This window comes from Streptomyces sp. Act143, assembly GCF_003143935.1.
In the GTDB taxonomy this organism is placed as follows: Bacteria; Actinomycetota; Actinomycetes; order Streptomycetales; family Streptomycetaceae; genus Streptomyces.
Map to the genome: position 1 here is coordinate 3,850,795 of NZ_QFRX01000001.1, position 15,821 is coordinate 3,866,615.

Below are 15,821 nucleotides of genomic sequence, written 5' to 3' on the forward strand. Positions count from 1 at the left end.
TGGGGCATGCGCAAACTATTTTTTCGACGAGTTCGCTTCAGTCCCCAACTTCTTCCGCCCCGGGGTCCTGGCCTGCGCAGATGGCCAGAACATCGGCTCCGTAGCGGTCGAGCTTGCGCTTGAGGACGCCGGGAATGCGCGACAGCTCGACCGGAGTGCTCGGCTCCGTCTCGGCGATGGCCATCAGGGTCCGGTCCGTGAAGACGCAGAAGTCCGGCTGTCCGCTGAGCCGGGCCTGGATGCCGCGCCATTCGCGCAGCCGCTCGTAGAGACCCTCGTCCATGTCGGAGGGGCAGTCCTCGCAGCGCATCAGCTTCATCTCGCCCGCGTCGGTGAGTGTGCGTCCGCAGACCCGGCAGCGGGCGGGGGTGCGCTGGGTCCGGCGGGGCACGACGTCCGCCGCTGTGCCGCCTGTGAAGCCCCGCTCGACGCCCCCGGAGCCCGCGGCGGCCGCCCGCCCCGCCGTCGTGGCCGAGCCGGGGCGCAGTCCGTCGAGGAAGCGGCTGGGGCGGCGGTTGGGGCGGCCGCCGGGCGAGCGGGACAGGGCCCAGGAGACGTGCAGGTGTTCGCGGGCGCGGGTGACACCGACGTAGAGGAGCCGGCGCTCCTCCTCGATCTGCTCGTCGGTCTTTGCGTAGGTGATCGGCATCATGCCCTCGGCGACGCCGACCAGGAAGACGACGTCCCATTCCAGGCCCTTGGCCGAGTGCAGGGAGGCGAGGGTGACGCCCTGCACGGTCGGGGCGTGCTGGGCGTTCGCCCGCTCGTCGAGCTCCGCGACGAGGTCGGCCAGTGTGGCATCGGATCTCGCGGCGGCGAAGTCCTGCGCCAGGTTCACCAGCGCGGCGAGCGACTCCCAGCGTTCCCTGACCGCGCCGGAGCCCGCGGGGGGCTCGGACGTCCAGCCCTCGCCCGAGAGGACGGCACGGACCTGGGACGGCAGGTCGGGGGCGTCGTCCAGTCGCGAGTCGTTGCCGCCGAAGCGGGCGGCTCCGCGCAGGTTGACGATGGCTCTGCGCACTTCAGGGCGGTCGAAGAATCTCTCGGCCCCGCGCAGCTGGTAGGGGACACCGGCGTCGGCGAGGGCCTGCTCGTAGGTCTCGGACTGGGCGTTGGTGCGGAACAGCACGGCGATCTCGGCGGCCTGGACACCGGCGGCCAGCAGCTCGCGGATGCGGCGGGCGGCCCCCTCGGCCTCGGCGGGTTCGTCGACGTACTCGGTGTAGACGGGCTCGGGGCCGGGGGCGCGTTGGGAGACCAGCTCCAGGCGGTGGTCGGCGGCGCGACCGCTGGCCTGCGCGAGCAGGCCGTTGGCGAGATGGACGACCTGCGGGGTGGAGCGGTAGTCACGGACCAGCTTGACGACGGTGGCGCCGGGGTGACGGGTGCGGAAGTCGAGAAGGTGGTCGGGGGTTGCGCCTGTGAACGAGTAGATCGTCTGGCTGGCGTCGCCGACCACGCAGAGGCTGTCGCGGTCGCCGAGCCACAGGTCCAGCAGCCGCTGCTGGAGGGGGCTGACGTCCTGGTACTCGTCGACGACGAAATGCTGGTACTGGGCGCGGACCTGGTCGGCGATGTCGTGCCGGTCCTGGAGGACGGCCACCGTCAGCAGCAGGACGTCCTCGAAGTCGATGACGGCGCGGTCGCGCTTGAGGTCCTCGTAGGCGGCGTAGAGCTGGGAGATCTCGGCGGGGTTGCGGGGGGCCTCGCGCCCGGCTTTGACGGCGGCGAGGGCGTAGTCACCGGGAACGGTCTGGGTGACCTTGGACCACTCGATCTCGGCGGTGACGTCGCGCAGCTCGCCCCGGTCGAGGCGGATGCGGCAGGCGGCGGCCGCGTCGGCGACGAGCTGGATCTTGCGGTCGACGAGCCGGGGCATGGAGCCGCCGACGGCTTTCGGCCAGAAGTACTGGAGCTGGCGCAGGGCGGCCGAGTGGAACGTACGGGCCTGGACCCCGGCGGCCCCGAGCTGACGGAGCCGCCCACGCATCTCTCCGGCGGCGCGGTTGGTGAAGGTGACGGCCAGCACGCTGGAGGGCTGGAGGATGCCGGCGCGCACTCCGTAGGCGATCCGGTGGGTGATCGCCCGGGTCTTGCCCGTCCCGGCTCCGGCCAGCACGCACACCGGGCCGTGCAGGGCGGTGGCCACCTCGCGCTGCTCGGGGTCGAGCCCTTCGAGCACCGCGTCGGCCGAGTCCGGTACCTGCGGGAAGAGGGTGGAGTGCGTTGCTGCTGTCACACCGCCATGCTGCCAGGTCGGCGGAGACGGCTGTGCCGGTTGTCCACAGGCAGGGGCCCGCAGTCGTACTAATGCGGCAGGCGTCACGTGCGCGGGCATACCCCGGGTGGGAATGGTGACCCGGTCGCGTACGTTTCCCCACTGGACGACCTCATCCCCCGAGCCACCAGAGGAGCGCGCGAGACATGCAGGGCACTGTGACGATGTACAGCACCACGTGGTGCGGCTACTGCCAGCGGCTGAAGAAGCAGCTGGACCGCGAAGGCATCGCGTACACCGAGATCAACATCGAGCAGGACCCGGCGTCCGCCGCTTTCGTGGAGAAGGCGAATGGCGGAAACCAGACGGTTCCGACCGTGCTGTTCGCCGACGGTTCGACGCTCACGAACCCGTCGCTGGCTCAGGTGAAGCAGAAGATCGCCGCGTAACCGGCGTTCGTGCGAGCAGTGGGGCCGCCCTCTTCTGAGGGCGGCCCCACGTGCATGCTCAGACGCTGCGCGTGGGCAGCGGCTTGCCGTACCAGAGCTCGATCAGGCGGGCCGCGATCGAGATGCCGTAGGGCGGCAGGACCTCGCCGGAGTCGAAGGCGGCGCCCAGTTCGTCGCGGGAGAACCAGCGGGCCTCGCTGATCTCGTCGCCGTCGACGTTGATCTCGGTGGAGGTGGCGCGGGCCAGGAAGCCGAGCATCAGGCTGGACGGGAACGGCCAGGGCTGGCTGGCGACGTACTCGACCTGGCCGACGGCAATGCCGGCCTCCTCGAAGACCTCCCGGCGCACCGCCTGCTCGATGGACTCGCCGGGCTCGACGAAGCCGGCGAGCGTGGAGAAGCGGCCCTCGGGCCAGTGGACCTGGCGGCCGAGCAGGATGCGGTCGTCCTCGTCGGTGACGGCCATGATCACGGCGGGGTCGGTGCGCGGGTAGTGCTCGGCGCCACAGGCCTGGCAGCGGCGGATGTGCCCGGCGGCGGCGATGACGGTGCGCTCGCCGCAGCGGGAGCAGAAGCGGTGGGTGCGCTGCCAGTTCTCCAGGCCGACCGCGTGGACCATCAGTCCGGCGTCGCGCGCCGACAGCAGCAGGCCCGCCTCGCGCAGGCCCGCGGGCCGCGCGGACTGGTCGATGCGGCCGGGCAGGGTGTCCTTCTGGAGGGCGAAGTAGCGGACGCCTTCCTCGTCGATGCCGAGGAAGTAGCGGTGGGCCTCGGTGAGCGGGGCCTCGAAGGCGGGCGTCATGACGAGTTCGGTGCGCCCGTCGGGCGTCTCGTCGATGAGGACCTGACCGCCGGAGACCACGAAACAGCGGGTCGTGGGGTGGCTCCAGGCCGCCGCGAGCCAGGCCTCGTCGAGCCGGTGGTGGGCGGCCCGGTCGATGCCGCTGGGGGCGGTGAGCGAGATGGGTCGGTCGGCGGTGTGGTCGGTCCAGGTGGTCACGGGTGCTTCCAACTCCCCCGGTGGAACGGATTGTTTCGGCGGGCGGTTCGGCGGGACGGACGAGTTTCAGGGCTCATGGCGCCAGTGCTCCGCCAGGTCGCCCCACAGGTACGCGGTGGTCTCGACGCCCTTGAGGAGGAGATCCAGCTCCACCTTCTCGTCGGGCGCGTGCCAGCCGTCGGACGGGACGGAGATGCCGAGGAAGAGCACGGGCGTACCGAGGACCTCCTGGAGGTCGGCGGCCGGTCCCGAGCCTCCCTCGCGGGTGAAGCGGACGGGCTTGTCGAAGGCGCGGCTCATGGCGCGCGTCACGGACTGCAGGGCGGGGTGGTCGAGCGGGGTCAGGCACGGGCGGGTCGCTGCGCCGAACGTGATCTCGCAGCGGATTCCCGCGGGCACCTGCTGGGCGGCCCAGGCGCGGACGGCCTTCTCGATGTGATCGGGGTCCTGGCCGGCGACCAGTCGGAAGGACAGTTTGACCATGGCCGAGGACGGGATGATCGTCTTGCTGCCGGGGCCTTGGTAGCCGCCGCCGATGCCGTTGACCTCGGCGGTGGGGCGGGCCCAGATGCGCTCCAGCGTGGTGTGCCCGGCCTCGCCGTGGGTGGCGTACGACTTGGCGGTGCGCAGCCACTGCTGCTCGTCGAAGGGCAGCTCGGCGAAGAGTGCGCGCTCGCGGTCGGTGAGTTCGACGATGCCGTCGTAGAAGCCGGGGACGGCCACGCGTGCGTGCTCGTCGTGCAGGGCGGCGACGAGGCGGGCGGCGGCGGTCGCCGGGTTGGGGACGGCGCCGCCGAAGGAGCCGGAGTGGATGTCCTGGTCGGGGCCGTACAGCTGGATCTCGCACTCGGCGAGGCCGCGCATGCCGGTGCAGACGGTGGGGGTGTCCTCGGACCACATGCCGGTGTCGGAGACGATCACGGCGTCGGCGGCGAGCCGCTCCGCGCGCTCCTCGACGAGGGCGCGGAAGTGCGGGGAGCCGGACTCCTCCTCGCCCTCGATCAGCAGCTTGAGGTTGACCGCGGGGGCGGTGCGGCCGGTGGCGGCGAGGTGGGCGCGGACGCCGAGTGTGTGGAAGAACACCTGGCCCTTGTCGTCGGCGGCCCCGCGCGCGTAGAGGCGGTTGCCGCGGACGACGGGCTCGAAGGGGTCGCTGTCCCAGCCGTCCGCCAGGGCGGCGGGCTGTACGTCGTGGTGGCCGTAGACGAGGACGGTGGGCGCACCGGGGACGTCGGAGGGCCACTCCGCGAAGACGGCGGGGGCGCCCGGGGTCTCCCAGACCTCGGTGGTCGGGAAGCCGGTCTCGGTCAGTTTGGCGGCGAGCCAGTCGGCGCTGCGGCGTACGTCGGCGGCGTGGTCGGGCTGGGCCGACACGGAGGGGATGCGCAGCCACTCGGCGAGGTCGCCGAGGAAGTCGGTGCGGTGCTGCTCGATGTACGTACGGACGGCGCTGACGACGCTGTCAACGGGATGGCTCATGGTCACGAGCCTATCGGCCCGCACCGACATCCTCGGTGGGCGGTTCCTCACAGTTTGCTTGCGCGGAGGACTCCTCCAGCAACAGTCGCTCGAGCGTTCGCCGCGCGGGGAGGTCGTCCGGCCGTACGACCTCGCCGGTGCGGATGTACACGAACGCGGCCGTGACCGACTCCAGGGGCACGCCCTGCTGCTCGGCCCAGGCCAGCCGGTACAGGGCGAGCTGGAGGGGGTCGGCGGTGCGGTCGCGGCTGGTCTTCCAGTCGACGATCTCGTACGTCGTGCTGTCGCCGTCGTCCGACTTGTAGACGGCGTCGATACGGCCTCGCACCACGCGTCCGGCGATGGCGAGCTGGAAGGGTGCCTCCACGCGGTGGGGGGTGCGGTGGGCGTACTCGGTGCGTTCGAAGGCTTCCTTGAGGGCTTCCAGATCGCGTTCGTCGTCGATCTCGGTGTCGTCGATGCCGGGGAGTTCCTCCGGCCCCAGCATGGGCAGCGTCAGTTCCTCGAAGCGGGCTTCCACCCACGCGTGGAATCGGGTGCCCCGGCGCGCGGCCGGTTGCGGGGGGCGCGGCATGGGGCGTGCGAGTTCCTGCGCGAACCCGTCCGGGTCCTCGGCCAGCCGCAGGAGCTGCGAGACGGTGAGCGACGCGGGCAGGGGTACGTCGGTGACGGCTTCCCGCGCGCGCAGGAGCTCGCCGGTGAGGGCGTCGAGGTCGCGGTCCCAGGAGGCGAGGGTGCGGGCCTCTTCGGGGGTGAAGGGTTCCTCCGGGGCGAAGGGCTCCTCCGGGACGAGCGGCTCCTCCGGGGCGAAGGATTCCTCCGGGACGAGCGGCTCTTCCAGGGCGAAGGGGCGCACCGGTTCTGGTTCCGGGTGTGCGGGGTGCGGGAGTGCCTGGGGGGTCCCGGCCGGGGGTTCCGGGGCGGTGGCCTGGTGCGGGACCGAGGGGCGGTCCGTGGTCCAGGAGTCCCAGTCGTCCGGGTCGTCCACGGCCAAGGGGCCCTCTTCGTAGGGGACTTCGTCGTCCTCGGGCGGAGGCGGCCAGTCCGGGTCCTCGTAGTCGTCCGGGTCGTGCGCGTCCGCGCGGGAGGCGAGGCGCTCCAGGTGGGCCAGAACCGTCTCGGCGGCGGCGCGGCGGCGGGCCAGGGACCTGTCGTCCAGGGGCAGGGGCCACACCTGGTCGGCGGTGGCCTGGTGCAGGGCGGGGTTCTCCTCGTCCTCGGCGGGCTCGTCGGCCCATGCCTCGATCTCGCCGTGTCCGGCCTCGCAATGGTCGTAGAGGGCCTGGAGGAAGTCGGAGGGGCCGCGGGGCTTCTTCTGGGCCGGGCCCCACCAGTGGCCGGAGCCGAGGAGCAGCGAGCGGGGGCGGGTGAAGGTGACGTAGCCGAGGCGGAGCTCCTCGGTGTGCTGGTGGTCCTTCATGGCCTCCTGGAAGGCCTTCAGGCCGCGGGAGTCCCAGGACTCGACGTCGGGCAGGGTGGCGGCGTCGCCGCGCAGGTCGTGCGGCAGCACCTTGCCCTGGGCGGTCCACTTCTCGCGGCCCTGGGTGCTGGGGAAGGTGCCCGTGACCAGGCCGGGGACGGCGACGACGTCCCATTCCAGGCCCTTGGACTTGTGCGCGGTGAGCACCTTGACGGTGTTCTCGCCGCCGGGGAGGGCGTTGTCGAGGCCTTTCTCGTACTGGGCGGCGGTGCGAAGGAAACCCAGGAAGGCGAGCAGGGTGGCCTCGCCGTCGCCCGCGGCGAAGGAGGCGGCGACGTCCAGGAAGTTGGAGAGGGTCTCGCGGCGCCGGGCGGCCAGGGCGTGCGGGGACGCCGACAGCTCCACTTCCAGACCGGTGACGGCGAGGACGCGGTGCAGGACGTCCATCAACGGGTCGGAGAGCGATCGGCGCAGGTCGCGCAGTTCGGTGGCCAGCCGCGCGAACCGTACGCGCGCGTCCGGCGAGAACGGCAGGCCGTCGTCCTCCTGGTCGGCGTCGAAGGGCAGCTCCAGGAACGTGTCCAGGGCGTCCGCGAGCGATATCACCTCGGACGGGTCGACCCCCTCGACGGCCTCGGCGAGCCGGCGGTCCCGGTCGTCGCCGGCGCCCACGCGCGCGTGGGAGACGAGCATGCGCGCGCGGCGGCCCAGGAGGGCGAGGTCGCGCGGGCCGATGCGCCAGCGCGGGCCGGTCAGCAGCCGGACCAGGGAGGCGTTGGCGCCGGGGTCCTGGAGGACTTCGCAGACGGCGACGAGGTCGGCGACCTCGGGCAGGTGCAGCAGGCCGGAGAGGCCCACCACCTCCACCGGTACGTCCCGGGCGACGAGCGCGCCCTGGATCTCGGCGAAGTCGGTCGCGGTGCGGCACAGGACGGCGATCTCGCCGGGCGCCTTGCCGGTGTGCACCAGGTGGGCGACGGAGTCGGCGATCCAGTCGATCTCCTCGGCGTGGGTGCGCAGCAGGGCGCAGCGCACCAGGCCGTCGCGTTCGGCGCCGGGGGCCGGGCGGAGGGCCTCCACGCCCGCGTGCATGGCGCGCAGGGGCTCGGCGAGGCCGTTGGCGAGGTCGAGGAGGCGGCCGCCGCTGCGGCGGTTCTCGCTGAGCGCCTGGCGGGTGGCGGGGTGGCCGTCGGGGTGGGCGAAGTGCTCGGGGAAGTCGTCGAGGTTGGCGACGGAGGCGCCGCGCCAGCCGTAGATGGCCTGGCAGGGGTCGCCGACGGCGGTCACGGGGTGTCCGGTGCCCCGGCCGAACAGGCCCGCCAGGAGGATGCGCTGGGCGACCGAGGTGTCCTGGTACTCGTCGAGCAGCACGACCCGGAACTCGTCCCGCAGGACGCGCCCCACCTCGGGGATCTGGGCGAGTTCGGCGGACAGCGCGATCTGGTCGCCGAAGTCGAGCAGGTCGCGCTCGCGCTTCGCGGCCCGGTAGCGGGTGACGAGCTCGGCCAGTTCGCGGCGGGCGGCGGCGGCTTCGGGGATCTTGCGCAGGTCGGCGTTGGTGAGCTTGGCGCCCTGGAGGGCGAGCAGCAGCTCGGCGTCGTACGCCCGCAGGGCTTCCGGCCGTACGAGGTGCTCGGCGAGTTCGGCGTCGAGGGTGAGCAGGTCGCCGACGAGGTCCGGGAAGGAGCGGGTCAGCGCCGGGTAGGGGCCGGGGGCTTCGCGGAGCACACGCGCGGCGAGCTGGTAGCGGGTGGCGTCGGCGAGGAGGCGGGAGGTCGGTTCGAGGCCGATGCGCAGGCCGTGGTCGGTCAGCAGACGGCCGGCGAAGGCGTGGTACGTGGAGATCACCGGCTCGCCGGGCGGGTTGTCCGGGTCGATGACGTCGGGGTCGGTGACGCCCGCCTTGATGAGCGCCTTGCGGACGCGTTCGGCGAGTTCGCCGGCGGCCTTGTTGGTGAAGGTCAGGCCGAGGACCTGCTCGGGGGCGACCTGGCCGGTGCCGACCAGCCAGACCACGCGGGCCGCCATCACCGTCGTCTTGCCCGAGCCCGCGCCGGCCACGATCACCTGCGGGGCGGGCGGCGCGGTGATGCAGGCCGTCTGCTCCGGGGTGAACGGGATGCCGAGGAGCTCCTTGAGCTGATCGGGATCGGTGATACGGGCGGGCATGTCGGAGAGGCTAGCGGCGGCCACTGACAGTCGTGGACGAATCGCCTCCGGGTTCGAGAGAAGCGCAGGTCAGCACGTGTGGTGCGACTGGTCACAGCGGGGGGCGCGGGCTCACTCCACCACGTGCCGTCCCTCGGGCCGTGCGCTGCACGACGCCCGGAAGGCGCAGTGGGTGCAGTGCTGGCCGGTGGTCGGGGTGAACCGTTCGTCGAGGACCTTGCCGGCCGCCGTGGCGAGCAGATCGCCGACCCACTCCCCCTCCAGGGGCTCCTGGGCCTGCACCTTCGGCAGCGTCTCGCCGCCGTCCCGCTTGGCGGCCCCCTGGCGCAGCTGGACGAGTTCGGCGCCGCCCGGTTCGGGGCGTACGCCGTCGAAGGCCTCGTCGACGGCGCCCTCGCGGACGGCGAGCTGGTAGACGGCGAGCTGTGGATGGTGTTCCACCTCGCGCGCGGTGGGCGCCTGTTTGCCGGTCTTGAAGTCGACGACATAGGCGCGGCCGTCGCCGTCCGCCTCGACGCGGTCCATCTGGCCGCGGATGCGCACCTCGTAGTCGCCGGCTTCGAGGGTGACGTCGAAGTCGTGCTCGCTGGCGACCGGCGTGCGGCCGGTGCGGTCCATGACGTGCCACTTCAGGAAGCGTTCGAGCGCCACGCGCGCGTTCTCCTTCTCCTGCGCCGACTTCCAGGGCGCGTCGAAGGCGAGGGCGTTCCACACGGAGTCGAGGCGTTCCATGAGGACGGCGAGGTCGGCCGGGGTGTGTCCGGAGGCGACCTCGTCGGCGAGGACGTGCACGACGTTGCCGAAGCCCTGGGCGGCCGTCGCGGGCGCGTCCGCCTTCACCTCGCGGCCCAGGAACCATTGCAGGGCGCAGGTGTTGGCGAGCTGGTCGAGTGCGCTGCCGGAGAGCACGACCGGCTGGTCGCGGTTGCGCAGCGGCACCTTGGACTCGGTCGGCTCGAACATGCCCCACCACCGGTAAGGGTGGGCGGACGGGACGAGCGGGCGGCCGTCCTCGTCGGTGAGGGCGGCGAGCCGGGCCAGTCGGCGGGCGGCTGCTTCCCTGAGAGCGTCCGACGCGCGCGGGTCGACCGTGGTGGCGCGCAGTTCGGCGACGAGCGCGGCGACGGACAGGGGGCGGCGCGGGCGGCCGGTGACGTCCTTGGGTTCGACGCCGAGTTCGGTGAGGAATCGGGAGGGCTGGTCACCGTCGTCGGCCGGGGCCTTCACCGCGGTGACGACGAGGCGCTCACGCGCGCGCGTGGCGGCGACGTAGAACAGGCGGCGCTCCTCCGCCAGCAGCGCTCCCGGGGTGAGCGGTTCGGCGAGGCCGTCGCGGCCGATGCGGTCGGCCTCCAGGAGGGAACCGCGGCGGCGCAGGTCGGGCCACAGGCCCTCCTGGACGCCCGCGACGACGACCAGGCGCCACTCCAGGCCCTTGGAGCGGTGGGCGGTCATCAGGCGGACGGCGTCGGGGCGTACGGCACGCCGGGTGAGGGTGTCGGCGGCGATGTCCTCGGCGTCGATCTCCTCCAGGAAGTTGAGCGCGCCCCGGCCACCGCTGCGCTCCTCCGCACGGGCGGCGGTGGCGAACAGGGCGCATACGGCGTCCAGGTCGCGGTCGGCGTTGCGGCCGGCCGCGCCGCCGCGCCGGGCGGCCCGCTCCAGGCGGCCGGGCCAGGGGGTGCCGTTCCACAGGTCCCACAGGGCCTCCTCGGCGCTGCCACCGCCTGCGAGACGCTCACGGGCCTTGCGCAGCAGCGCGCCCAGGCGCTGGGCGCCGCGCGCGTAGGCGGGGTCCTGCACGGCCAGCCGCTCCGGCTCCGCCAGTGCCCGCGCGAGGAGCTCGTCCGAAGGCGGCGGGAGGGGGTTGCCCGCGGCCCGCTCCTCGTCGCGCAGGGCCCGGCCGAGGCGGCGCAGGTCGGCGGCGTCCATGCCGGCGAGGGGGGAGGTGAGGAGAGCGAGGGCGGTCTCGGTGTCGAGCCAAGAGCTGCCGGGCTCCTGAGGACGGAACTCGTCCCCCTCATCCGTGGAACGAGCTTCCTCGGGCCGCGCCCCCTCCTCCGCCATGGCTACCGCCCGCAGCGCGGTCAGCAGGGGCGCCACCGCCGGTTCGTGCCGCAGCGGCAGGTCGTCGCCGTCGATGTCCAGCGGCACGCCCGCCGCCGTGAGGGCTCGGCGCACCGTCGGGATGCTGCGTGACCCGGCGCGCACCAGGACGGCCATCTCGCCCCAGGGCACGCCGTCCTCCAGGTGCGCCCGGCGCAGGATGTCGGCGATGTTGTCCAGTTCCGTGCCGGGCGTCGGGTAGGTGAAGACCTCGACCCGGCCGCCCTCCCGGACCGGGACGAGCTCGCGGTGGGCGCGGACCTTCTCCGCGGGCAGCCGGGTCAGCGGCATGCGCTGGGTCAGCAGACGGGTCGCGGTCAGCAGGTCGGCGCCGGAGCGGCGGGAGGTGCGCAGGACCTGCACGGGCGCCGGGCGGCCGTCCGCGCGCGGGAAGGCGTGCGGGAAGTCCAGGATGCCGTTCACGTCGGCGCCCCGGAAGGCGTAGATCGACTGGTCGGGGTCGCCGAGGGCGACCAGGGTGCGGCCGCCGCCGGCGAGGGCGTGCAGGAGCCTGACCTGGGCCGGGTCGGTGTCCTGGTACTCGTCGACGTACACGGCGTCGTACTGCGCGGCGAGCCGCCCGGCGACCTCGGGGCGGTGAGCGAGGAGCACCGCGCGGTGGACGAGTTCGGCGTAGTCGAGCACTCCCTGGAGGTCGAGGACGTCGAGGTACTCGGCGAGGAAGGCCGCGGCGGCCCGCCAGTCGGGGCGGCCGATGCGGCGGGCGAAGGCGTCCAGGGCGCCCGGGTCCAGGCCCAGTTCGCGGCTGCGGGCGAGGACCGCGCGGACCTCGTCGGCGAAGCCGCGGGTGGTCAGGCAGGCGCGCAGCTCGTCGGGCCAGCGCACATGGGCGAGGCCGAGGCGTTCCAGGTCGGGCTGGCCCGCCAGCAGTTCACGGACGGTGACGTCCTGCTCGGGGCCGGACAGCAGCCGCAGCGGCTCCACGAACAGGTCGCTGTCCTGGTGGGCGCGGACCAGGGCGTAGCAGAACGAGTGGAAGGTGGTCGCCTGCGGCGCCCTGGCGGCTCCTATGCGCAGGGCCATGCGGTCGCGCAGTTCGACGGCCGCCTTGCGGCTGAACGTCAGCACGAGCACGCGCGCGGGGTCACCGCCACGGGCGATCCGCGCCGCCACGGACTCGACGAGGGTGGTGGTCTTGCCGGTGCCCGGACCTGCGAGGACGAGCAGCGGTCCGCCCTTGTGCTCAACCACGGAGCGCTGTGCGGCGTCCAGAGGAGGGGGATCCACTCGGGCCGGCGGGGTACGCACCAGTCGGTAAGCGCCACGGTTCCCCTGGCGCACCTGGGGGTGCGGCAGGCGCCTGGTGGAGGAAGAGGAGCTCACGTGGTTCGCCGGTCCTGGTGGGTGTGCTGGTTGGCTGTCCGCCGTGCGAGCAGGGCGGTGATCGCGGGGTGAGCGGGGCGCGTGCAGCCGACGCTACGCCGCCGAACGGATCGGAAGCAGGGCTTCCGCTTCTTCCCTCGGGGCGCTCGCGGCACTCGCGACACGTACGTCCCTCGCCCCACGAACGTACGCCATGCCACGGGCGTGCCCCTGTTCCCCCGTACGGACCACAGGCTCCCCCTGGCCCCGCCCGATGGCGGAAGCTGTCAGGTGTGACCTTCCGCGCGTTCGCCGCCGTCCCACCGCGCCCGCTTCATGTCCAGGCGTGGCACGTGGCCCTCGGCGGCCCTGCTCGCCGCCTTCAGAGGCGTGCCCTCGTCGCGGTAGTGACCGAGGGCCCGCAGCTCGTGGCCGGGCAGCAGCACGCCGTCCGAGCGGACGACACGCCACCACGGGACCGCGCTTCCGTAGAGGGCCATCACACGGCCGACCTGACGCGGGCCGCCCTCCTCCAGCCACTCCGCGACATCGCCGTACGTCATGACGCGGCCGGGCGGGATCAGTTCGGCGACCTCCAGGACCCGCTCGGCGTACTCCGGCAGCGCGTCCGGCGGGACGTCCTGCGGCAGGCTCTCGTCACTCATCCGCCCCATCCTGCCCCACCCCACCGACAATGCGACGCGCTCAGCACCGCGAGTGACCCTCGCCCTGGAGCGGCGCTTCCGGCAGACTGTGCGCCCCCGCGTTTGCACCCTGATGCCCCCGTGTGTCGGTGGAGCATGCCACCATCGTGCGGGCGGTGACCGGTGATACGAGATCAAGAAGAGACGATGAAGCAACAGGGCGTGCACCCGGAGGACGCGGAGAGCACCTCTGACGCTTCGTCGCGCCCGGATACCAGTGAGGTGGCCGAGACGTCCGCGACCGGCGCCGAATTCGACGACGAGGTCCACACCGACGAGGTCGAGGGCGACGAACCCCTGCTCCCCGCGCGCGTGCACCGACCGTCGGACCTCATGCGGCTCCTGGTGGGCGTGCTCGCGGTCGTCGTGCTGCTGGCGATCGCCGCCTTCGCGCACGGCACGACCTCGGGCCTCGAACAGGACATCAACAAGGGCACCGGACAGGCACCCGACCTGCTCATCAAGATCGCCGGGCTGGCCTCCAGCATCGCGATCCTGCTGGTGCCCGTCGCCTTCGCGATCGAGCGGCTGATCAAACGCGACGGACTGCGCATCGCGGACGGCGTCCTCGCGGCCGTCCTCGCGCACGGTGTGACACTCGCCACCGACCTCTGGGTCGCCAAGGCCGCCCCCGACTCGATCCAGGAGGCGCTCACCCAGCCCTCCCCCGGCGACATCCACGCCCTCACCGACCCGGTGCACGGCTACCTCGCGCCGGTCATCGCGTACATGACCGCGGTCGGCATGTCGCGCCGCCCGCGCTGGCGCGCGGTGCTGTGGATCGTGCTGATGCTCGACGCCTTCTCGATGCTCGTCACCGGCTACACGACGCCGTTCTCGATCATCCTGACGGTACTGATCGGCTGGACCGTCGCCTACGGCACGCTGTACGCGGTCGGCTCGCCCAATGTCCGGCCCACCGGGCGCACGCTGATGGCGGGCCTGCGGCACGTCGGCTTCCACCCGGTCAGCGCGGCCCGCGAGGAGACCGTGGAGACGCCCGAGACCGGCGACCGCGGCCGGCGCTACTTCGTCACCCTGGAGGACGGCCCGCCCCTGGACGTCACGGTGGTCGACCGTGAACAGCAGGCCCAGGGCTTCTTCTACCGCGCGTGGCGCAATCTGACCCTGCGCGGCTTCGCCACCCGCAGCAGCCTGCCGTCCCTGCGCCAGGCCCTGGAGCAGGAGGCCCTGCTCGCCTACGCGGCCATCGCGGCCGGCGCCAACGCGCCCAAGCTGATCGCGACCTCCGAACTCGGCCCCGACGCCGTGATGCTCGTCTACGAGCACACCGGCGGGCGCACCCTGGACTCGCTGGCGGACGACGAGATCACCGATGACCTGCTGCGCGACACCTGGCACCAGGTGCGCGCACTCCAGTCGCGGCGCATCGCGCACCGCAGGCTGGTGGGTGACGCGATTCTGGTGGATCGTTCCGGCACGGTGATCCTCACCGATCTTCGGGTCGGCGAGATCGCCGCCGGAGACCTGCTGCTGCGCATGGACATCTCCCAGCTGCTGGTGACGCTCGGCCTGCGGGTGGGCGCCGAGCGCGCGGTGGCGGCGGCGGTGAGCGTGCTCGGTCCCGACGCCGTCGCCGACTGCCTGCCGATGCTTCAGCCCATCGCGCTGAGTCGCTCCACGCGCGCGACGCTGCGCGCGCTGGCCCGGGAACGCGCCCAGCGCGAGCGCGACGCGATCCTGGAGGCCTCCCGGCAGGCCAAGCAGGCCAGGCTCGAGGAGGCGCACGACGACGCCCGGCCGGTCGTCGACAAGCCCGACAAGCCCGACAAGAAGGCCGTACGCGCGGAGGCGCGGGCCGAGAAGCGGGCCATCGACGAGGCCGTGGAGGAGGCGCGCGAGGACGACCTGCTCACGCTGATCCGCCACGAGGTACTGCTGATCCGGCCGCAGGCGCCCGTCGAACCGGCCCGCCTGGAGCGGGTTCGCCCGCGCACCCTCATCAGCTTCATCGCCGGTGCCATCGGCGCGTACTTCCTGCTGACGCAGCTCACCCACATCGAGTTCGGCCCGCTCATCCAGAACGCCGAGTGGGGCTGGGTGGCCGCGGCCGTGCTGTTCTCCGCGGCGAGCTACTTCGCGGCGGCGATGTCCCTGCTGGGGTTCGTGCCGGAGCGGGTGCCGTTCATGCGGACCGTGGGGGCGCAGGTCGCCGGGTCGTTCGTGAAGATCGTCGCGCCGGCCGCGGTGGGCGGCGTCGCCCTCAACACGCGGTTCCTGCAACGCCAGGGGGTGCGGCCGGGGCTCGCGGTGGCCAGTGTCGGCGCCTCGCAGCTGTTCGGGCTCGGCTGCCACATCCTGATGCTGCTGTCCTTCGGCTACCTGACCGGCACCGAGAAGACCCCGTCGCTGTCGCCGTCCCGGACGGTCATCGCGGGCCTGCTGACGGTGGCGGTGCTCGTGCTGGTCGTCACCTCGGTGCCGTTCCTGCGGAAGTTCGTGGTCACGCGCGTGCGGTCGCTGTTCGCGGGCGTCATCCCGCGCATGCTCGACGTGCTGCAGCGGCCGCAGAAGCTCCTCACGGGCATCGGCGGCATGCTTCTGCTGACCGCCTGTTTCGTGATGTGCCTGGACGCCTCGATCCGCGCCTTCGGCACCGAGGGGTCCTCGATCAGCATCGCCAGCGTCGCCGTCGTCTTCCTCGCCGGCAACGCGCTCGGTTCGGCGGCTCCGACGCCGGGCGGCGTGGGCGCGGTGGAAGCAACCCTGACGGTCGGTCTGATCGCCGTGGGCCTGCCCAGCGAGGTCGCGGCGCCCGCGGTGCTGCTCTACCGGTTGCTGACGCTGTGGCTGCCCGTGCTGCCGGGGTGGCTGGCGTTCAACCACCTGACCCGCAAGGGAGCGCTGTAGGTAGGCGCGCGAGGCGCAGGTCCGCCACGCGCGCGTGCCGGTCGCACGACGTACGCGCGCATGCCTCGGCTCACAGGTGCGC

At 72.9% G+C, this 15,821-nt stretch carries 8 protein-coding genes; 2 read left to right on the forward strand and 6 right to left on the reverse strand.

Annotated elements, in window-relative coordinates:
• Positions 1-37: 37 nt before the first annotated feature.
• Positions 38-2,338: an ATP-dependent DNA helicase UvrD2 gene (locus tag DI272_RS17120; protein ID WP_109496207.1), complete on the reverse strand. Its 2,301-nt coding sequence runs from the start codon at positions 2,336-2,338 to the stop codon at positions 38-40.
• 86 nt (positions 2,339-2,424) lie between these two features.
• Here DI272_RS17120 and DI272_RS17125 point away from each other — a divergent pair, with 86 nt between their 5' ends.
• Positions 2,425-2,667 carry a mycoredoxin gene (locus tag DI272_RS17125; protein ID WP_059192461.1) on the forward strand — a complete coding sequence of 81 codons (243 nt, stop codon included), beginning with the start codon at positions 2,425-2,427 and terminating at the stop codon, positions 2,665-2,667.
• Positions 2,668-2,725: 58 nt separating this feature from the next.
• Here DI272_RS17125 and nudC read toward each other — a convergent pair whose 3' ends face one another.
• The 5 genes from nudC to DI272_RS17150 all read right to left on the reverse strand — a co-directional run bounded on the left by nudC (position 2,726) and on the right by DI272_RS17150 (position 12,829).
• Positions 2,726-3,667, reverse strand: a complete 942-nt coding sequence (gene nudC, locus DI272_RS17130; protein ID WP_109496208.1) for an NAD(+) diphosphatase — start codon at positions 3,665-3,667, stop codon at positions 2,726-2,728.
• 66 nt (positions 3,668-3,733) lie between these two features.
• Positions 3,734-5,146, reverse strand: coding sequence for a dipeptidase (locus DI272_RS17135; protein ID WP_109500880.1), 1,413 nt, complete (start codon positions 5,144-5,146; stop codon positions 3,734-3,736).
• A gap of 10 nt (positions 5,147-5,156) precedes the next feature.
• Positions 5,157-8,735, reverse strand: a complete 3,579-nt coding sequence (locus DI272_RS17140) for an ATP-dependent DNA helicase (protein ID WP_109496209.1) — start codon at positions 8,733-8,735, stop codon at positions 5,157-5,159.
• Between the two features lie 111 nt (positions 8,736-8,846).
• A complete protein-coding gene (locus tag DI272_RS17145) occupies positions 8,847-12,185 on the reverse strand; it encodes an ATP-dependent DNA helicase (protein ID WP_109496210.1) in 3,339 nt (1,112 codons plus the stop codon).
• A 266-nt stretch (positions 12,186-12,451) separates the two neighbouring features.
• Complete coding sequence (locus DI272_RS17150; RefSeq protein ID WP_109496211.1) at positions 12,452-12,829, reverse strand: MGMT family protein; 378 nt, start codon at positions 12,827-12,829, stop codon at positions 12,452-12,454.
• Positions 12,830-13,015: 186 nt separating this feature from the next.
• Between DI272_RS17150 and DI272_RS17155 the strand changes: the two genes are divergently transcribed.
• Positions 13,016-15,739: a lysylphosphatidylglycerol synthase transmembrane domain-containing protein gene (locus DI272_RS17155; protein WP_109496212.1), complete on the forward strand. Its 2,724-nt coding sequence runs from the start codon at positions 13,016-13,018 to the stop codon at positions 15,737-15,739.
• Positions 15,740-15,821: the final 82 nt, after the last annotated feature.

What these genes read in the sequence shown, in the direction of transcription:
- DI272_RS17155 (WP_109496212.1), top strand. Translation starts at nt 13,016, where the DNA reads ATGAAGCAACAGGGCGTGCACCCGGAGGACGCGGAGAGCACCTCTGAC.
- DI272_RS17150 (WP_109496211.1), bottom strand. Translation starts at nt 12,829, where the DNA reads ATGAGTGACGAGAGCCTGCCGCAGGACGTCCCGCCGGACGCGCTGCCG.
- DI272_RS17135 (WP_109500880.1), bottom strand. Translation starts at nt 5,146, where the DNA reads ATGAGCCATCCCGTTGACAGCGTCGTCAGCGCCGTCCGTACGTACATC.
- DI272_RS17125 (WP_059192461.1), top strand. Translation starts at nt 2,425, where the DNA reads ATGCAGGGCACTGTGACGATGTACAGCACCACGTGGTGCGGCTACTGC.
- DI272_RS17120 (WP_109496207.1), bottom strand. Translation starts at nt 2,338, where the DNA reads ATGCCCGCGCACGTGACGCCTGCCGCATTAGTACGACTGCGGGCCCCT.
- DI272_RS17140 (WP_109496209.1), bottom strand. Translation starts at nt 8,735, where the DNA reads ATGCCCGCCCGTATCACCGATCCCGATCAGCTCAAGGAGCTCCTCGGC.